General features: G+C 43.2%; 15 protein-coding genes. 2 read left to right on the top strand and 13 right to left on the bottom strand.

The annotated features are described in order from the left end of the window. Positions 1-30 precede the first annotated feature (30 nt). From ACSFXJ_RS05100 to ACSFXJ_RS05090, 3 genes are all read right to left on the bottom strand, one after another. Positions 31-177 (bottom strand): hypothetical protein, encoded by a 147-nt coding sequence (locus ACSFXJ_RS05100; protein WP_435924130.1) that lies wholly within the window; start codon positions 175-177, stop codon positions 31-33. Between the two features lie 285 nt (positions 178-462). Beyond that, positions 463-2,319 (bottom strand): recombinase family protein, encoded by a 1,857-nt coding sequence (locus ACSFXJ_RS05095; RefSeq protein WP_435924129.1) that lies wholly within the window; start codon positions 2,317-2,319, stop codon positions 463-465. Positions 2,320-2,390: 71 nt separating this feature from the next. Continuing rightward, positions 2,391-2,537, bottom strand: coding sequence for a hypothetical protein (locus tag ACSFXJ_RS05090; protein ID WP_054796018.1), 147 nt, complete (start codon positions 2,535-2,537; stop codon positions 2,391-2,393). Positions 2,538-3,345: 808 nt separating this feature from the next. On the opposite strand from ACSFXJ_RS05090, the gene ACSFXJ_RS05085 reads away from it, so the two are divergent. Both ACSFXJ_RS05085 and ACSFXJ_RS05080 read left to right on the top strand, forming a co-directional pair. Further along, positions 3,346-6,450, top strand: a complete 3,105-nt coding sequence (locus ACSFXJ_RS05085; RefSeq protein ID WP_435924127.1) for a sacsin N-terminal ATP-binding-like domain-containing protein — start codon at positions 3,346-3,348, stop codon at positions 6,448-6,450. Between the two features lie 8 nt (positions 6,451-6,458). After that, positions 6,459-7,298 (top strand): TIR domain-containing protein, encoded by an 840-nt coding sequence (locus ACSFXJ_RS05080; protein ID WP_379400382.1) that lies wholly within the window; start codon positions 6,459-6,461, stop codon positions 7,296-7,298. 262 nt (positions 7,299-7,560) lie between these two features. Here ACSFXJ_RS05080 and ACSFXJ_RS05075 read toward each other — a convergent pair whose 3' ends face one another. The 10 genes from ACSFXJ_RS05075 to kdpB all read right to left on the bottom strand — a co-directional run bounded on the left by ACSFXJ_RS05075 (position 7,561) and on the right by kdpB (position 20,813). Further along, positions 7,561-9,321, bottom strand: a complete 1,761-nt coding sequence (locus ACSFXJ_RS05075) for an ATP-dependent helicase (RefSeq protein ID WP_186311126.1) — start codon at positions 9,319-9,321, stop codon at positions 7,561-7,563. After that, entirely contained in the window at positions 9,314-11,167 is a 1,854-nt protein-coding gene (locus ACSFXJ_RS05070; protein WP_054819105.1) for an ATP-dependent nuclease, read from the bottom strand. Before ACSFXJ_RS05070 ends, ACSFXJ_RS05075 begins: the two co-directional genes overlap by 8 nt. A 244-nt stretch (positions 11,168-11,411) precedes the next feature. After that, on the bottom strand, positions 11,412-12,647 hold the full coding sequence (locus ACSFXJ_RS05065) for a C40 family peptidase (RefSeq protein WP_435924126.1): 1,236 nt from the start codon (positions 12,645-12,647) through the stop codon (positions 11,412-11,414). 155 nt (positions 12,648-12,802) lie between these two features. Beyond that, on the bottom strand, positions 12,803-13,111 hold the full coding sequence (locus ACSFXJ_RS05060) for a hypothetical protein (RefSeq protein WP_435924125.1): 309 nt from the start codon (positions 13,109-13,111) through the stop codon (positions 12,803-12,805). Positions 13,112-13,408: 297 nt separating this feature from the next. Further along, positions 13,409-13,816 carry a DUF6075 family protein gene (locus ACSFXJ_RS05055; protein ID WP_144878480.1) on the bottom strand — a complete coding sequence of 136 codons (408 nt, stop codon included), beginning with the start codon at positions 13,814-13,816 and terminating at the stop codon, positions 13,409-13,411. Between the two features lie 117 nt (positions 13,817-13,933). After that, on the bottom strand, positions 13,934-14,353 hold the full coding sequence (locus tag ACSFXJ_RS05050) for a sigma factor-like helix-turn-helix DNA-binding protein (RefSeq protein WP_120117243.1): 420 nt from the start codon (positions 14,351-14,353) through the stop codon (positions 13,934-13,936). A gap of 447 nt (positions 14,354-14,800) precedes the next feature. Beyond that, complete coding sequence (locus tag ACSFXJ_RS05045) at positions 14,801-15,628, bottom strand: alpha/beta fold hydrolase (protein WP_144878481.1); 828 nt, start codon at positions 15,626-15,628, stop codon at positions 14,801-14,803. An 89-nt stretch (positions 15,629-15,717) separates the two neighbouring features. After that, positions 15,718-18,054 (bottom strand): histidine kinase, encoded by a 2,337-nt coding sequence (locus tag ACSFXJ_RS05040; protein WP_144878482.1) that lies wholly within the window; start codon positions 18,052-18,054, stop codon positions 15,718-15,720. 87 nt (positions 18,055-18,141) lie between these two features. Continuing rightward, positions 18,142-18,750 (bottom strand): potassium-transporting ATPase subunit KdpC, encoded by a 609-nt coding sequence (kdpC, locus tag ACSFXJ_RS05035; protein WP_435924124.1) that lies wholly within the window; start codon positions 18,748-18,750, stop codon positions 18,142-18,144. Between the two features lie 32 nt (positions 18,751-18,782). Next, on the bottom strand, positions 18,783-20,813 hold the full coding sequence (kdpB, locus tag ACSFXJ_RS05030) for a potassium-transporting ATPase subunit KdpB (protein ID WP_435924123.1): 2,031 nt from the start codon (positions 20,811-20,813) through the stop codon (positions 18,783-18,785). Positions 20,814-20,816 lie beyond the last annotated feature (3 nt).

Genomic DNA, 20,816 nt, shown 5'->3' with positions numbered 1-20,816 from the left:
CACTATTCCTCCTAGACCTTCCCTTAAACCTTAAGATTTGTCTTCAGAACTTAACTTTTTTTTACTTTCTGTACGCCAAAAGTCATAATCGTTTTTTTGCTTGACTTCATTATAATTTCTGCATATCTCACTACATTGCCAGCGAACACCCGTTTGGGTTTGGTTTTCCAAACTCATGCACCCTTCTCCATTCTGAGATCCATTTTAGTTGTTACAAAAACAAAAAAGAAGCTAATCCTTGTTAGATCTCGTGTGCACCTAAGTACTAACAAAGGAGATGCTTCTTTTTTTAAAATATACCCTCGTACAAGATTACTTCGGCAACACTGTTCAGAAGAATACAATGTTCCCCCTGCTTAGTCTCCTGCGTGATCTTCAATAACTCCGAATCATCTAGTCTAAACCTAATCTCATTTCTTCTAGACGTTTATCGGTCAACCTCTCCAGTTGCAGAAAACACGTTCACAGTTCCTTAACCTTGTTCATGTCTTGCTTTACTATAATATAAAAGGCGCCTGTAATGAAGATCTCGAGAATGCTCCGTATTGTAAAATTTTGCTCTTCATTGAAGGTTGGGACTAAATTGTTGTCATCAGCAAAGCCACACTCTCCACATGTGTTGTTCTCGGAATAGGAAGGCACTCTCCCCCTTTCACTTCGCAAGGACTTTTTTTGCTTATGCATCTTGCTTTGGATGCTGTTATGAAAGCCGGTCTTATAGACGAAGGTCAGTCTGTACGGCTCGGGACTTTCCTGATTGGAGTTCTCCCCAATAATCACTTTATCAACGATGCTTTCGAATACGTTTCGGTCGAATGCGGTCAGAACCTCATTTGTTTGAAGCACTTTGCGGAAATGCTCAAGCCGCTTTCCCAAATCAATTTCATCTTGTGCGGATTGCTCCAGTTGTTCCTTTTCTTCGAGCAGTTTAGTGAGCGAAGTATCGAGTTCCACATACTTCTGTTCGTAGGTAGCCCTATCTATTTTCTCATCCAGGCACAAATCAATCAGTCTGCAACGTTTTTGCTCCATGGCCTGAATGTCGCTGATAATTTTGTTCAATCGCTTTTGATTATTCTGGTCGCTAAACACCGATTCCATTCTTTTCATAAGCTCGTCCAGCACGTCCGAATTGTTGCGGCACACCAATTTGTATGATTCGACAAAAGCACCCTCAATCAGCTTTTCCTCCAAAGCTTTGCTGTGAGAGCAGTATTTCTTCCCTTTCTTCGTGGCTGTCACGCACTGCCAAATCACCTTTTCATGCGGGGTTCCGCTGTGCCAGTTCCGCCGCGAGAGGTTGCTTCCGCAGAAAGCACATTCCAACTTACTGCTGAAAGCAAATTTTCTACTGTACTTGTCCCGCTTGCCTTTCGCGCCGCGGCGGCGATTCTCGCCTCTTCGATGCAATATGTCCTGCGCCTTTTCAAATACTTCCTCGCTGACAATCGGCTCATGATGATTTTTGACATAAAACTGATCTTCCTCGCCGTAATTGTCCAGTCTTCTCTTGGAAATGGGATCGACGGTAAATGTCTTTCCTTGCAACAAGTCGCCTTTGTACTTCTCATTCTTTATGATACCAAGAATGGTTGTGTCCTGCCATTCGACTCTTCCGTACTTGGTTTTATGTCCAGCCTCAGTCAGTTCCTTTGCAATAACGTAAGCGCCGATCCCCGATGTATATCGTTCAAAAATATAGCGGACGATTTTGGCTTCTTCTTGATTAACGGTGATCTGTTTCGTATTCACATCGTAATCGTATCCCAGACAGCTTTGAAAACCTACCAGTTCGCCGCGCTTCATTTTCATTTTCAAACCTTTTTTTACGTTGGCGGAGATGTTCTCCACTTCCTGCTGCGCTACGGAACTTAGAATGACAAGCAACAATTCGCCGTCCATCGTCAGCGTATTGATATTCTCGTCTTCAAAAAATACGGCGATGTTTTTTTCTTTCAACATTCGAACGTATTTCAACGTATCCAGCGTGTTTCTTGCAAACCTGGAGATAGACTTCGTGATGATCATATCAATTTTCCCGTCCATGCAATCGTTAATCATTCGTTGAAAATCCTCACGCTTCGTTACCTGTGTACCGGTTATGGCTTCATCCGCATAAATATCGACCAGCACCCAGTCGCTGCGTTTGCTTACGAGATCGGTATAATAGGCGACTTGCGACTTGTAGCTGTTCAATTGCTCCTCAGTGTCGGTACTTACGCGGGCATAAGGGGCGACGCGAAGAACATCCGATAACTTACCGGCGTTGCGATCCGATATTTTCCGACTTGCTTTAATCACTTGCACTTCAAGAGCCATGATGTTGTCCTCCATTCTTATTTACTTGCCATCAGTTTAATAAGAGATGGGCGGACCGACAAATGTGCGAATCAAGAAGTAAGGTCCGAAATGATGCCATAATCCCGCATCGTTTTGTTCTTTATCAAATGAAATTCGTTTTCTGTAATCAAAGATAATGCCAGCAGCTGTCTTATCATAGCGATTTGCATGCTGTACCGGATGAGTTTATGGTTCATAGCTACCTCCCATTATTTCATCAATGCTGAAAAACAGAGATGCGCGACGAACATTACCGTATGTGCGCATCTCTGTTTTCGCCTCTGTTTTGGTTGCTTCTCTCAAAAATCTTATCCGGCGGACAGTGGTTAGCCGTCCTCATAGGCTTCAAACCTCTTCCAGGATCGCTGCAAGCCGCCCCCATTGCGATAAGCTATGGCTGGACGGAAGTATCATTATCCCTCCGCATGGGTCTTCGCCTTAAATGGCACCGCCATTTATTTATTGCATGGGCAAAATCGCTCGCATTCTGTCGGTTCTGATAACAAGACATGCAAAAACAAGAACCCGGCAAAATGGTCGTGGCGCGCCTGCAATTTGGCTATCCTTCTAGGCCATGCGGGGAACGTACCGGATAAGATTGTATTCGGTTGTCAAGGTTCATTGAGAGGAACAAAACATGTCCCTCTATTATTCATTTCATTGTTGATGCAAAATCGGACCTAAAATTTTAAAATATCCCTTTTTCATTTTGCTTTGAACGAACGTGCAATAGGGACTGACCTCCCAATTTTATGGTATTATTATGAGAAAGACTTCCTGTTTGATTTTGGGTCAATTTGGTTAACACCATGGGGATTTCGCCCCATGACAAGTAATTATTTCAACTGAAGTTCCACGTCACGCCGAGTCAAGATTTCCGGTAGAATTGCTTTACATGTATAACTTCGAATAGTCATAATTTTGTCGACCATTCATACTGATTTCTTATTTCTTATATAAGATTCCTTGAAAACCTGATTCTAATTGAAAGCGAGGACATCTAATATGTCGTACATTTCAAAGATTAAGCGTTCTAAAGAAAAAGTTTACAGTCATGCGATTGCTACGAAAATCCTCGACTTGATGGATAAATTGAGATTTGATGAAAATGGAGACTCTGCACGGCGTTGGGTATGGGAGCTATTGCAAAATGCTAAAGATGTTGCACACGAAAATTGCGATCTAACAATTGAAATTGATTTTATAGTAGATAAGGAAAATAAAATTATTGAATTTAAGCATAACGGGAAGCCTTTCACAACGGATAATGTAACCTTTTTAATTGAGCAAGTTTCGACAAAAGAGAGGACAACGCAGGAAACTGTCAAGAAAAAAACAGGGAAATTCGGAACAGGCTTTCTCACAACACATTTACTATCTGAAAAAGTTGAAATTGAGGGTGTACTTAAGGAATTAGATGAACCATATAAAAAATTCAAGATCCAACTTGATCGAAGCGGTACTGATATTCATGAAATTATCGCTTCGGTGAACAATTCACATGCATCACTTGAAGATATTGATCTTCAAGTTCCATACGATGATTATTCACCTGATGGGTTCAATACTGTTTTCAGATATGTTTTGGACGAAAGCGGCGTAAAGGTAGCCCAAACTGGATTAAATGACCTACACATTGCACTGGCTTATACGTTGGTCTTTTTGCCTGAAATAAAATCCGTAAATATAGCCAATGAGGACGTTCAATACGAGTTGTCAAGAAGCTACCGTGATTTAGGAAATAATATCAAGCTTTACAAAGTGACAAAAAGCGAATTGTGGGATGAAGTCGAGACTCAAATTGCGGTTTTAACTGAAAACGATGTTTCTATAGCTGTCGAGATTGAATTTACTGAGAATAGAATCTTTCTAAAAGAGTATAATCCACTATTGCCGAGATTGTTTTGTGATTTCCCATTAATTGGTACAGAGGATTTTTCATTTCCCGTCGTTGTAAATAGTCCTAATTTTAATCCAAATGAACCGAGAAACGGTGTATACCTCACAGATCGTCCAGGGCAAAAAATTGAGGAGAATAAATCAATAATTCTTAAAGCGGTAGAACTCTATAACACTTTGTTGGAACATGCCTCAAAGGAAAACTGGGGAAATATTCATTTACTTGCAAAAATACCGAATCAGAAAGAAAAAGTATGGATTTCAAAAGAATGGTTTAATAGTGAAGTACTCCAACCCATTAAATCTAAAATACTAAATACTCCAATCGTAGATATCGAAGACGGCAGGAGAATTACAATTCTTCGTGAGGATGGCAAGGCAAATGTCTGGTTTCCTTCCGCATCTTCTAAAGACCTAAGAAATAAGATTTGGGATTTAGGGTATCAGTGGATACCATCAATGTTACCACGGAAAGCTCATATTGATGTTTGGTATGAGCAGCTTATATGGCCTGAAATGAGCCAGCTTACACCGAAAGTGATTACTTATTCAATCCATCAGAGAAGTGACTTGGATAATTTGTCCAAATCGCTTGTAAAAGGTATTGATCCCATCTCATGGCTAAATTCTTATTATCAGATATTAAATTTAGACCAAGCTTGTTTGAATGATGTGAATAACGACCAATATTCGGTTATTCCCAACCAAAAGGGCATTTTTAAGAAAAAATCAGAATTGAAAATTGATAAAAATATCGATGAGGAATTAAAGAACGTGATGGAACTACTGGGAATAGATATTCGAGACTACCTAGTAGATAATAAAGTAGGAACCGGTCAAATCAAATATGCAATTAAACGACAAGAAGAAATCGTAGATGAAATGAACAAAATAATAAGAGAAGGAAAACGTGAAAAAATATCGTATGCTTGCAATTATTTAGTGGCGTTATATTCCCAAGCACCTGATTTTCCAAGTAAGAGAAAATTAATCTACCAATTTTGTAAGGCAATTTATCCAAATGAGATACACGAAGAAAGAATAATATATAATTGGTCCGATAGCATTTGGAATGAAGTTGATAAAAGGCAGATTAGGTGGATTGCTCAGACCATAGCTAAAACAGGGAGTGTTTCTGCATTAACAGAATACCTGCAGTGGAACAGTGCATCACAAACTCTTGGCTGGTTAAATAGTTTTATTTCATTCTTGATAGATAACGATTACGATAATATATTAAACAACAGTATCAATCCAATTCTGCCTAATCAGTATGGTGAATTTGTCATAAAAGATGATCTGTATTTGGATGACGGCGAAATTGACGAAACTTTAAAAGACATTTCTGCTGAACTGGGATACGATTTCAGAAAAGAATTACTTGACCTAAATATATTTTTGGATTTGCCGGAAACCCGAGTGAAGAAAGAGCAGGATGTAGCAGACCAAATATCTGTTCTGTTAACAAAACGACTTAATGAATATCCGAGGAGCGAGGAAACTAAAGTAGTATTCAGAAAAATTTTCGTGTGGTTTAATGAGAACAAATACAAAGAAAAAGCTAAAAAGTTGTTTCATGAAATATATAAAAATAAACATAAGCTTATTGATGATGAAGAGATTGCGATTAATATGGAAAAAGCAGAAAAGTTTGATCGAATACTTAATAAATATGGACTTACGGATGAATTAGCTTTAGAAAATCTATTATCAACTCAAACAACATTAGAAGCTGAAGCCCTAGGGGAAAAGCAAAAAATTACAGAGGAATTTTTGATTCAGTCGGGGATCTTTTCGGACAAAGGGCTGGAGAGAGCGTTAGAGAACAGCTTCTTTGCTGAAAACTTTATTCATAGATCTGACAGTAACCCTATTAAATTCAATTATGTGCAAAATATATTGAATAGGTCCAGAGAGAATATATTGAACTACTTAAAAAGAAAACCAGATTATAATTTAGATAATATGATTGAAATTGATAAGACTATTTTTTTGATATCGAAAAATAACGAGGAAATTTACCTTATTACCAGACCGTCTGACTTTGGGCAAATAATAATTTATTATGACACAGAAAAAGACGTACTTGATTATGAAAAGGATTGGGAAATATGGGTTGAAAATGGACGAGATGAGCCAGAGAAAATAACATTTGGGAAAATACTAAAAACAACGGGAATAAACAAAATTCCATTGAGAAAAATACAATAGGTGTATAAATGTCCTTAGAAATCGATATCACTAAGTTACTCGCGAAGGAAATTACGGCCAATATAATATGTCGAGAATTTCAATTAAAACCTAGTGCTATTGCAACATATATATGTGCTTTGGCGAATACTGGACTCGGTTATATTATTATTGGGGCTACGTATGATGGTGAGAATTTTTATTTAAATGGAATCAGTCAGAAGTTTAATTTTCAAAATATAATTGATAGTGCGCTAAAACTATTTTCTTCGCGACCTGAAATTGAATATGCCATTCTGGAAAAGGAAAACAAATATTTGTTTGTGATTAAGGTGTTAAAATCCAAACATAGTATCTTTGTACTTAATAGCAAATATGTCTTAGAAGGTTCGGACATAATAAAATGCGAAGGAGCGATCGAATTGGATACTTCAAAAGTTTTCATTGTTCATGGGCATGACAATGAAGCTAAATATACAACAGCACGATTCGTTGAAAAATTGGGATTGGAAGCAATTATTTTACACGAACAAGCAAGCAAAGGAAAGACAATTATTGAAAAAATCGAAGAACATTCAAATGTTGGATTCGCAATTGTATTATATACTTCTTGTGACGTCGGGAAATCGAAAGATGAGCCAGAGTTAAAACCACGCGCAAGACAAAATGTAATTTTTGAGCATGGGTATCTCATTGGAAAAATAGGACGAGAAAATGTATGTGCACTTGTAAAGGGAGATGTTGAAAAACCTAATGATATCTCTGGTGTTGTTTATGTTGATATGGATAGTCACGGCGCTTGGAAAATAGCATTAGCTAGAGAGATGAAAAGTTCAGGCTACGACATAGATATGAATAAAATTTACTAGAAAAGAACTAGTCAATTCTAATAATTTATTCTGACTTGGGGGAAGTTTTGGTAATTTAACCTTATTGTTAAAACTCCCCCAAGTTCGCTCTGATTGCGAGTCAGTACGTAGCGTTCTTTGCGGTAAACCACCAATTCTCCCAAAACTTCTTTAAGATGATTAAATCAACTTTGCCCTCGCGAAAAAACCTCGGGAAAAAGCTGCTTTAATTTTTCTGTCCGGTCGGCAATCATATCTAGTGACGCTATTCTTAATCTTCCACTCATAATGAACTCTCTCCCTGATCTATTCCGATTAGTTTCTTTTCCCATGCTTTCTTGTCAGTTTCATCAGGAACAGCAAGTACAAGCAGTTTTCGCGGCCTAGTAATGCCTACATATACGATTCTTAACTCTTCACAAATTGTTATACTAGTGTTATTTTTTATATACGTACTGTAATAACTTTTTTGGCCAGCTTTCTTTTTCAAAAAAAGTAGCACAGCATCAAAAGTCTCGCCTTTCGCGGTATGCACCGTTCCCAATCTGTACTCAAGATGTTCTGCATATAATTCGGCAGTTTCAAACAATTGTTCGAACGTCAGACCTCCAAAACTAGAATCAACCTCCAGTTTTATTTTGATCCCATTTATTTTGAAATTCTGATTTGCTTGATTAATCCAACTCATAAGATCGGCGTTCGTCTTTGGCAGTAACTGAAGGATATCTAGAATACGTTTTCGATATTTCAAAAAACCTTCCTCTGATATCCTATCAGCAATATCATTTTCTGAACAGTAATTGTTGCCTGACAATGCTTTATGTATTGCACGCTCAATCATTTTATAACCGTCTTTAAAATGTTTACGGTCGTATAAATATTTGCCTTTGGCGAACTCTCTTGTGAACATTTTTCCGGGGAGCCAAGGGTCTTCCTGCTTTATTGCACCGTCGATACCTATGATCTGATTGTAAAAGCCCTTACTTCTGTACAATACAGCAATTTTTTCACGGTTTATATCGATTTGGTGCTGAATGCATAAGCGAAGAAAATCATCGATTGTATGCTGTAAATTGTCCGCATTATAGGTAACAATAGTTGGCTGTAGTTGGCATTCTTTCACATTTTCGTTTACTGCTACTGATGGACTATCTAAAGAAGACAACCGATAAGTAAAATTGCAGATATTACGGGAACTTCTTCTATTTTCGTTTAAAACGACTGAGTTTTCTTTCCAAAGAGCATACTTTTCTATAAATAATTCCGGTTTGGCGTCATTCCATTCATATATTGCCTGATCCGGATCTCCAATCATCAAAATGTGCTCAAGCCCGTGATTCAGGAGACAGTCGATGATTTTCATTTGAACATCCGATGTATCCTGTGCTTCGTCAATCATAAGTTCGGGGAATCTCTGCACAATTGATTTGGCCACTGCAGGATAACTCTCCAATATTTTAGTTGAAATGTAGTTGGCATCTGATTGTGTAGCAAATCCCTGTTTCCAGAAAGCGTACTTCATGTCTTTCAGGTGCTTGACATGACCACTTTCGGAGCCATCTTTATTGAACCATTTAAAATGGTATTGTGTCGGGCTCTTGGTACGTATCGCAATATCCTCAGCATTGAAACTTACTGCATCAAAGTATCGGTTATAATCTCTCTCATATTTTCCACCCGCCCAAGTGCCATGTGGTTCACCAACAAGGATGGGACGCCTACTGCACCCCATAATGAGATGGCCATAAGGCAAAAAAATGAATTTATTAACGAAGCTGTCGATTGTGCCTAAAAAGTGAGGATATTGAACGGGTATTCTAATCTCAAACTTTTCATTAAGTTGTTTTTCAATCTCCTTCCATGCCACATTCGTAAAGGAAATAGCAGCAATACCTTGGCATTTTCGATCCCACTTACTTATTCTATAGGCCAATCTCGCGGCAAGCGAGTATGTTTTCCCACTGCCGGGACATGCTCTGACGACAGATCTTCCGATTTTTTCAAATACAATCTCGCGTTGCTCTGAGGACAGAGAACTAAACATCGGCATCATCCTGAACAACCCATTTGATTGCTTGTGCGATGTACTCAGGGACTTTAAAGTTAATTTTGGTTGCCCCTTGATTTGCATCGTTTGGGTGTGCTTTATTAGCCAATTCCTTTTCGGAGTGACGATAGGCAAACAGTTCGGCTTCAAGTTTCACTGCCAGTCGATAAGCCAATTCCGACTTATCCTTGTTGGTCCCAAGCTTTTTCATAAATTCGCGAGCATGCTGAATATCGGAACTACCTTTTTCAATAACAGTACGCTGATGCATCTCCTGATAGATATCCAGCAACAAATCCCTGTTCGCTTTGTCCTCTAGAAACAGATCATGTTCAAAGGTGACTTTTGCTAACCGCACTTTTAAAAGCCCTTGCTCCAAAGCCGCAGCTTTTACAGCCCTCTCTGAAATTTCTCCAGTTGATTTAGGATCACTATCCGTTATAATAGCTGCTCTTGCATGCAGTCTTTTTCCTTCATCCGTAGAGTTAAACAACTTTCCAAAATGCTCAAAGGCCACGCCGTTCACGTTCACAATTTCAATCCCGTTTTTATCCAGATCATACTTTCCGTCTTTATCCATTAACTTTGCAAAAACAGGGAGAAGCAATGCTTCGGAAATGCCCTCGACAAAGATGACTCCATTTGCGAAAAATAATTGCGATTTCGTTACATCCAGAAACTTGGCTAAAAACGCTTTGTTCTCATCTTTTAAGTCAGAGTTTTTAATAGACAACGCCGAAATATTGTTTTTTTGATTTTGCAGAACGGTAAGTGCATTTAAATCGGCTTTGGCAGTAATAGTCGGAGAATGCGATGTAATAAAAAGCTGGAATCCGATCTTGTCCAATTCATTCAGATATTTGAAGAATACGTTTTGCAACTGTGGGTGCAGATGAGCTTCCGGTTCTTCGATTAACAAGGCAATATAGGTCTCAGGTTCGACTTGCTGTCTATTCTTTAAATCGCCGAGAACAGTTGCAGTATATATCAGGTTATTATACCCTAGTCCGTTCTGATAGAGTTCAAAATACTCTTGCTTTGAAGAATCGGTTTGCAGATTCTCTTGGTTGAAAACAGGAATTTGCATGCGAAGGTTATCGACTATGCCTCTAAACTCGTAAGGAAGAAAGTCGATCTCAACTTCTTGTCCTTTTCCATGAAAGGTTGTTTGCTTTAAATGTTCGTTGACTTTTTCTTTACCTGTGTTAATTAAATCTGTCCATTCTTGATTATTTTTCAAAGCATCCGTTACTTTTCTGGCCAGTTCCTTTCGCTTATCTTCATCAATTCGATTTTTGTTTCTGTCCTCGTTCAGATTCATGTAAAGTTGTCCGATACGATTTCCTCTGGAGGGTCTCAAATACTGTTCGGCATCTCTTAATGCCCCGAGATATACATGCAACAGCAGATCCCATACATCGGGTTCAATTTGCTGGCCTTCATTATGACCGCCCCAAACCCTGTACTTTATTTTTTCTATATTTTTTTGTCGATCTATGTAATATCGATAATGTATTTGCAACTCACTCTGACCATTATCGTTGAGTGCATGCAAATCGTTAAACCAGCCCGTCTCTTCATCTTTCTCTACTTTAAAATTCAAATGAAACTCGATGTCAGGAAGCAGAAAATCAGGGTTCGACCTATCGATGTAAAAATCGCTTTTCCGTACGTAAATGTCACGGGCTTGTTTGCCGTAACTTAAACATATTCTCAAAGCATCGATGATCGCGGATTTGCCAGCGTTATTCTCCCCGACAAGAATATTTAACCCCTTATTAAATTCAAGCTTCAGCTCTTTTATAGCTCTGAAGTTCTTGATAAGGAGATATTTTAAATACATACGCCCATCTCCTCTGCGTTTATGCTAAAACCGAAACTTAGAAGTCCGTAAGCCCAAATAATAAATACGACAAAACTGGACAACATTCCTGCTTTATCATCTTTTGTTGATGTCGGTTGCAACCTGGGAAGAAGTGCTTGTGACGGTTTCCAAAACTGGGATTCTATTCTTTATAGTAGCTGTAGCCGCGACTATGAAACATAATATCATCATCGTATCGTTCTGAGGAAGATTATCTCACGGGCTAACATCGCTCGCCAGATACGGGCCTGCCAAAAAACACCTGCTTTTCCGTGTCGAACAGTTTCCGGTATACCACTTGTCCCCGAGTGGAGGAAGCGTCCACTACTTTGCCGTCTCCCGCATAAATGCCAACATGCGTAATATCCATGAATCTGCCATTACGCTCGTAGCTCCAAAATACAAGGTCACCCGGAACCAACTCCGCCGCGCTTACGGTCAGGCCATTCTCCACGCAAAATCTGGCCTGCTCCGCGGCGGTTCGCGGCAAGCTAATGCCTAGCTGACGATAAACCCATTGGACAAGATAGCTGCAATCCGTATAGTGGTCCTGACCGGCCTTCGGTTGGCTGTACGGATCGCCTAGACGAGTCAGCGCCAACTTGACGGCTTCACTGCCCCGTTCGCCTTCGGGCAATTGCTGTTGAACCAAATCAAGCTGCTCCGGCGTCAAACCAATATCCGCATCTTTACCAAGTATCGCAAACATAAGCGGGCGAAACTCCTCGGACAGCATTTCCTTCATTATTTCTATCTGTTCATTTGTAAAGCGGTATATATCTGCCTGTTGCTCCGCAGTATGGCTAGTGACCGTAATATGCAAGATGCGCTCATATCGGGTAAACGTTTCTTCACTCGTGCTCCCGTCCTCATGTTCGACCGTAACTGTTTCCTTATGTTCTATCATTTCAACACGAGATTCCAGCGAATTCATATCCCAAAATACCGATCGGATGATACCATTTCTTGTTGCATCAAGCGTAGCCACATCCATCCCGTTTTCCGCATCCGTGACGGTCTTCACGGCAAAGACGGCGATAATGTCCATCCAGTTATCGATCCGCGTATTGTCCGCGCTGCCAGGATAATGATATTCCACCCGGTCTACATTGCCAGCGGCTTGCTGTATATCTACCAGTTGGGCGGCGAATTCATCGTCTATTTCCTGAACGATTCGGGTAAGCGGCTTTACATCGGCATCCGTATTTTCACCGGACACAAAGATACCGAACGGAGAGGAAATGACAGCGGCTATCGCCATAACAATGCACAAAACTACAATTACCGAACCGCTGAATCCCAAAAGCGCCGTCAATCCCTTGACAAGCAAAGCGGTGGCTTTTACAACCATTTTAATGATCAGAAGATTCAATCTCGCGGCAACTCGCGCGGTTTGAATGGACCGGCGGGCAGACATCGCCATCTGCGCAGCCCGTTGTGCTTCCTTGACGGCATTCATTCCCCCTTCTGTTTGAGCATCCGAATGATTATCAGCGTGCCCTAGCCGATGCCCATTTTTTATAAATGGCAATAATGTCTTAAAATTTTGCGCTTTCCGTTTGATCGTATGACCCGATTGTTTCGTTATAGTAGAAGGGACTCTGGTTAACGGTTTCACGCGTCCATTTGCTGAACGAGATACCGCGGCGGAGATTGTTTCCTTCTTCCCGACCGTTTTTGGGTGTCCGATATCCCGTTTTTGCATCCGCTCAGGATAGCTGCCTGTTCGAGAACGATACAGAAGCCGGGCATTGACCCGGCTCCGTATAAATCGTTGTTTTCCTGAATGCGAACCAGAAGACAAGACGTATTTTCCATCAACCGGCTTACGGAGATGTATGCTACGGGCAAGTCGCGGTGTACGCGTAATCGAAGACTCCGTCTTAACATCAATTGGACTCTGACTTGTGACAGAATCACCATCTGGCAACGGCCGCCTTTTTAGAATGTGCCGAATCAATCTCTTGTTGACACGCACACTCATCCCCATTTGGGCACGTATCGTTTTTATCGTAGCCGCTGCGGACTGGCGCTGCGCATATTCAACTGGAGAATGGGAAATCGCCTTGTCATTATCAACTAGCCGCTTGGCACGAGCGCTTGAACGCTTTACACGATGCAACACGTCTGGGAATCTGTCTAAACGTTTGATGTCCCTCACAACATTCCTCGTTTTAATTTCTTTCATCGTCCCATTCCACTCCCGTCGTTTGCGTCCATTCAGCGAATTTGTTCGGCCAGCCGTTTGATCGTTCTCTCGTGACTTCGGCAATAATCGGGATAACGAAGACGAATCGCTTCAAAAAAGTAGGGGGCATAGCTGCAATCGAATATTTCGTGGGGAGTGGAGTAACGTTCGCCTCCTGCTTCGGTCCAGCCGTTCCATAAATTAAAGGCGAGCCGACATACTCGAATGGTACTGCCGGTTTGCCAAGGGGCCGAAAGACCTTCGGGCTTAATGCCGCTATTGGAAAAATCATACAAATCGCGGATATGACTTCTGGTTTCTCGGGAAATGCCCAATGTATAGAAAAGTGCCCGATGGTACCCGTCGTTGCATTTCCTTTCATCCAGCATCTGAACATAAAATCTCTCGTGTTCCTCATCTCGAAATCGAATCGGATGCATCGTTACAAACCCCTCTCATGGAAAATGAGCGGCTGGTTGCAACCAGCCGCTGACTGAACATGGTCCTCTATATAACAGTTCATTTTGGCAGGAAAATCGGACCCTCCGACGAAACAATTACATGTTTTTGAGCAAGTATTCCATTTGTTTCAAGCCTCTTTGGATAGATTTACGAACCGCCCGCTCATCGACATGCTCGGCTCTGGCAATAGCGACTTTGCTCATGCCCAAGAAATAATGGGCATAAATCCGTCTGGCGGATTTCACCGGCAATTGGCACATAGCTTCATAAAGTTGCTGCCGTGAAAGTTTGCGCTCGTAATACTCCTCCGGTGAAATCGAAAGAAATAAAACATGCTGCTCAATCCCGTCATTGCGATCAAGCGAAAAATAGGCCCGATGGCGATACGTTCGCAGCCTGTAGGCGCTTTCTTCCAAGTCGAAGCGGCGGATTTCATGGGCAACTTCTTCATCTACATCGACCCATACATCCGTCTTAAAAAAAGGATACATATTCCGCAAATTCATCTTTTTCATTCAAGTCCCTCCATTTTGGTTTGTTGGCAAACCAAAACAGAGGGGGGAGAACGACAGCCAACGTTCCATTTCAAACGTTTGTTTATTTTTCGTGAAAAACAAAAAAGACCTTGCCGCAGAGCATTCCAACACTCCATTGCGACTAAGTCTGAAAATGATATCCATCGTTGATGTGTTAGAAACCGTACTAGTAGGACAGACACATAAAGAGACCGCTGCCTGACATTGCAGGCATCTGAGAGCACATAATATCAGCTCCATCTCACATGGCAACACCGCTGCGAGAAGAAAGATAGTCTGTTTTTATGTTGGTGCTGTCATACGTTTTTTGTCCAAACGCTCCTTTTCATCTCGAACTCAGCCGGTTATAGGTCATTTGTTCGATGAAATTGAACTTACAAAACGACATTTTTTGGCGCCGTGCATAAACTCCTTTCAAAAGGGGACTTAATACCCTTGCATATAATTGTTAGCACCTTTGTTCAAATGATTATCCTCTAAAAAGCATTGGACAATCTCATTAAATCGTTGTGGTTGGCACAAGTTGCTTGGGTTACAGGAATCCTCAATGACTTGTAAACGAGCATTGGACAACAGCCCTGCAGTTTCATTCATTTGCCTGATAACTGGATAGGAATGGTCCCCCGCAATACAAAGCGCGGGCACTTTAATTTGCGGCAAGAACGGGGTGAAATCAATCCCCCTGACCGCCAGACGCTGTTTATACCATTCTCCAGATCTTTTTTGCAGCATTCCTTTTCGAATTGCACGATAAGCCAAGTCCCACTTATAATAAGTGATCTTCATCGAGCGTAAAAAGAATTCACCTGGCAAATAATACGAGAGCGAACTGATGAGATCGATCATGGAGACGAATTTGCCAAGCATAGTTGTCCTGACATTTATACTCAAGCAGTCTGAAATCACGATTGCGCTTACTTGGTTTGGATACAAATTCGAGAATTTCTGAGCAATGATTCCACCATAGGAAACGCCAACAATTACAGCTTTTTTAATTCCCAAATACCCCAGGAGGAGACTTAGATCCTCACACTGGGTTTCTATAACTCTTCCAACCGGAACTTTCAAATTTCCAGACTGTCCGTTTCCTCTCAGATCAAGGAACACAGTTTGATACGATTGTTTAAAATATTTTTTTTGAATTTCAAACATTTCATGTGTTAGTCCAAGACTATGAATAAAGACGAGGGATGTTCCTTGACCACAAACTTCATAATATAGCGAAGTTCCATTCACTTTCCAAAGTGGCAACATTCCCAACTCCTTTTCGTTAACATCTATTAACTTTTTTTCATTAACTATCTGCTAAAACGTAATTATTTTTCATGAGACGACAAGCTATGTTACCCTTCATCTTGATAATAGCAAGCCTCAATATCCGCAATCACCAACACATCCATATGGCGTCCATAACGCAGAATCGGCCTGATTACGGATCGTTTCCATATTTTTTCCCACAAGGTCCGCTTCGATTGCCCGACAATCATCTGCGTACTTTGGATATCGTTGGCTTTATTCAGCAAAAGGTATGGAATCTGCCTTCGGCTCCGGGCAAACAGCATCATAAACTTACCACCCAACCGCGCTGTCAAGTCTTCCAGCACTTTGATGCGTTTTTTCAACTCATCAGCAACCTCAGCATGATCGTGAACATACGTTACAACCCAGTCAGCCTTCAAACGATAAGCAATTCGAAACCCCCGCCTGATTAAGCGCTCAGCATTGGTGCTTAATGTTACCCCGACGAAGACCGTCTCCTGCTTTCTCCAAGGTCCGCGAAGCGAATCGTTTCTTTCCCAGGCTTCCAATCGTTCGTCCACATCGTCAGCGATTTCCCGTAGCGCCAATTCACGCAAAGCAATCAAATTGCCCGTTCGGAAGAAATGATTCAAGGCCTGATCCACTTTATCTAGCGCATAGATTTTTCCTTCCCGCATTCGTTGCTGCAGCGTTTTTGGATCGACATCAATGAGCTCGACTTCATCGGCCATGCGCAACACGTGGTCGGGGAGGGTTTCCCGAACTCGCACGCCGGTAATCTGTTCAACCGCATCGTTCAAACTTTCCAAATGCTGTACGTTCATCGTCGAAATAACGGAAATGCCTGCGTTCAAAATGTCTACAATATCTTCGAATCTTTTTTTGTTTTTACTGCCGGGCACGTTCGTATGTGCCAGTTCATCCACGAGTACGACTTCCGGATTGCGGCGAATGATGGACTGGACGTCCAGTTCTTCCAGATTCGCTCCACGATACTCCAACTTCGCCCGCCGGATCGTTTGCAGCGAACCGACTTGCGCTAACGTTTCTTTTCGTCCATGCGTTTCGAGAAGTCCAATGACGACGTCAATGCCTTTCTTCTGCAAATCGTTCCCCTCGCGAAGCATCGCATACGTTTTCCCGACCCCGGGGGCGGCGCCGATGAGCACCTTGAATCGTCCTCTCCGGATTTCCCCTATTTTTCGCTCCACTTCCTGATCGCTTAGCCTGCGGTAGCGATCATCCGACCGACCTTCCGTCAGCATTTTGGTCGGCAGTATCCGCTCTCCTTCCTTTTCAGCACGATCCGCAACGAAGTAGATATCCGTATGTCTCGATTTTTTAAGGATGCCGTTTGTAATCGATCCCCGCCACAGCTCCTGCCAGCGATTTAGCTTGGAATGGCCGAGTACAATTCTCGTTACCTGATGCAAGGTTGCGTAACGAGCCAACATGCCGGGAAGCTTCCGTCTACTTGCCAAGGTGAGTTCTTCGAATTTAGCTCCTATTTTATCGGCCAATTTCAAGAGGGAACGCTTAAATGCAGTTGCTTCGCGAGACAGCATTTTTTTCGGATGGACAAATGTGACGATCATCAAATCTCCACCCAAGCGTTTGGCAATTTGTTGGCCGCGGCGGACATGAATGGATCCGTTCCAATGGTATTGCGCCGAGACGAGAATGCGTTCCGCTGCTCCGGAAGGCCCGGTTAAACCTTGCTCCATGCGGTATTTTTCGAGGGAATCGTTCACATCTTCCGCCACTAGCCGCAAAGCCAGCTCCCGTAATTTTCCGATGTTGCTTCGCTCAAACAACATGGGCGAGGAGTCACCGTTGACATGCCCCTCCTCCAGCCGTTTCAGTATCGTTTCCGGCGATACGTCGATCAATTGGACTTCATCCGCCATCTCCAATGTGTTTGCCGGGACGGTTTCCTCCACCACGACACCGGTCCATTTTCTCGCCAGTTCCGTCGCGCCGTCGAGTTCGTACACGTTGACGGTTGTGATTACGCTGATGCCATGATTCAGCAAAAATTGGATGTCATCCAGACGTGTCGGAAACTGTGCTCCTTCCCGATTGCGATGGGCAAGCCCGTCAACTAATACCACTTCCGGATTGCGTTTGACCAGCGCCTCGAGGTTCAAGTCCTTACGCTCCATTCCATCCTTGATCCAGTGAATGCTGGGTACACGTTCCAAGTCTCCGAGTTGCTCCACCGTTTCCGGCCGCTGTCTTGTCGAAACCGCACAAATGACGACATCGATTCCCTGCTGCTTCAAATGCTGACCTTCCTGAAGCATGTGGTACGTTTTACCCGAACCGCTGACCGCGCCGATATAGATTTTGAGCCGACCACGGTGCAGCTTGGAAATGGAGTACAGGATTTCTTCCGGCGTCTTCCTGCGAAAACTTCCCACTCTTGTTCCCCCCTTGCGCAAGCTCTTTACTAAAATGCGATAACCCCGCCTATTTGGCCATTGGCAGGGCTCGCAGATGATATTTAACTATTTCATAAGTTCGCGCAGCGCGATGTTCAATTTCAACACATTGACTCTTGGATCCCCGAAAATCCCCAAATCTCGTCCCTCGGTATGTTCTTGTACCAGTTTCTCGAGCTCGCTCGAAGACAAACCGGTCAACTTGCTGATACGCGGAATTTGCACGTTGGCGGATTCTGGCGTAATATGGGGGTCCAGCCCTGAACCGGAGTTCGTGATCAAGGCAATCGGCAATTGGCTAACAGGAACGTCCGGATTGTTTGCCTTCCATGCTTCAACGGATTCCTCCGTCCTTTTCAACAAGTCCGGGTTCGATGGTCCGTAATTGTTGGAACCAGATGCTTCCGCTTTGTATTCAATGCTGGAGACCCGGCCTTGGAAATATTTCGGATCGGTAAAGTTTTGCCCGATTAATTCGGAACCGATGATTTCTCCGTTGCTGCTTTTGATCAAACTGCCGTTAGCCTGACCTGGCATCAACAGTTGCGCGATGCCGGTGCAAACCAGCGGATACACAATTCCGCATATCAAGATGAACAACAGACTGAGCCGAATCATGGAAAACAAGTAAGATCCGCGGGAAAGTCCCTGAACATGCTGCTCCGAATGATTCATTCATTTTCATTCCTCTCTGTATTCCGTTTCAACTACACCCATAAGTGAACGACCATGTCGATCAGTTTAATCCCGACGAACGGCGCGATGACGCCGCCCAGTCCATAGATAAGCAGGTTCCGGCTGAGCAATTGGGCGGAACTCATCGGTTTGTAAGCAACACCCTTCATGGCCAGCGGAATAAGCAACGGGATAATGATCGCATTAAACACAAGTGCCGACAAAATTGCCGACATCGGTGATCCAAGTCCCATCACATTCAGCACGCCCATTTCCGGAATCGCCAGCATGAACATGGCCGGGATGATCGCAAAATATTTGGCGATGTCGTTCGCTACGCTGAAAGTGGTCAAGGCGCCGCGCGTCATTAACAACTGCTTCCCGATCGCCACCACTTCAATGATCTTCGACGGATCGGAGTCGAGATCAACCATGTTGGCCGCTTCCTTGGCCGCAGTCGTGCCGCTGTTCATCGCAAGTCCTACATCCGCCTGCGCGAGTGCCGGGGCATCGTTCGTTCCATCTCCGGTCATGGCTACCAGCTTACCGGCCGCCTGTTCCCGCTTGATCACGGCAATTTTGTCTTCCGGCTTGCTCTCGGCGATAAAGTCATCCACCCCGGCCTCTCGTGCGATTGTCGCTGCTGTCAACGGGTTGTCTCCTGTACACATGATCGTTTTGATTCCCATCTTTCGCAACTGATCGAAACGCTCCCGCATGCCGGGCTTCACCGTATCCTTCAAATAAATGAGTCCGTAAATTCGATTGTCGACGGCAACGGCGAGCGGCGTTCCGCCCTCCGATGCGATCGCGTTCCCTTTTTGTTCCAAATCGGTGGGAATAACCCCTCCTTGTGCACTGACCCAAGCCTTGACTGCGTCAACCGCGCCTTTGCGAACTTTTCGTCCATTCGGCAAATCGATACCGCTCATGCGAGTTTCCGCTTTAAATTCTATGAATTCCGCACCTTCAGCCGCATTCGTTGGATACGTATACCCTTCTTTTTTCATGAGTTCGAGTACGGATCGGCCTTCGGGTGTTTCATCCTTCACTGAACTGACGGCTGCCCATTCGGCTACCGTCTCTACGGTCGTATCCCCAACCGCGATGAACTCGCTGGCCATCCGGTTCCCAAACGTGATTGTACCTGTTTTGTCCAAAATCATCGTATCGATGTCGCCTGCCGCTTCCACCGCTTTCCCTGACATGGCCAGTACATTGAAACGGGTTACTCGGTCCATCCCGGCAATACCGATTGCGGATAATAAACCGCCGATCGTTGTTGGAATGAGACATACCAGCAGCGAAATCAGAACGGGAATCTCCAATTTGATTCCAAGATAATCGGCCATCGGCGCCAATGTCACCACAACGATCAGGAAAATCAGGGTCAGGCTGACAAGCAGGGTATTCAGCGCGATTTCGTTTGGCGTTTTTTGTCTCTTTGCGCCTTCGACCAATGCGATCATCCGATCGATGAACGATTCGCCAGGGTCGCTTGTAATCCGTACGGTTATCCGGTCGCTAACGACCCGCGTGCCGCCGGTTACCGAACTGAAATCGCCGCCTGCTTCTTTGATGACAGGAGCGGATTCGCCGGTAATGGCTGACTCGTCCACGGAAGCGAGCCCATCAATGACCTCCCCGTCACCCGGAATCATCTCCCCTTGCGAGACAATTACAACATCGCCTTTGCGCAGTTCCGTGGACGGAACCACCTTCACGCTGTTGCCGGTCACTTTATTGGCCATGATTTCTTTTTTCGTCTTCTTGAGAGTGTCGGCCTGCGCTTTTCCTCTGCCCTCAGCCAATGCCTCGGCGAAGTTGGCGAACAGCACGGTAAATAGCAAAATTAGAAAAACCGCCAGATTAAATCCAACTCGTCCTTCGGTACCGAAGTAGCCCGGAAACAACGTCATTAACAACACGACGAACGTTCCTGCTTCGACGACAAACATGACCGGATTTTTCATCATGACAACCGGATTTAATTTGATAAAGCTGTCCAAGATCGCCTTTTTGACAATCTCTCCGGACAACATGCTTCTTCGTTTCGTATTCATGAT

The sequence above is a fragment of the Paenibacillus salivarius genome (assembly GCF_051307165.1).
Classification (GTDB): domain Bacteria; phylum Bacillota; class Bacilli; order Paenibacillales; family Paenibacillaceae; genus Fontibacillus.
This window is presented reverse-complemented; position numbering and strand designations above follow the sequence as displayed.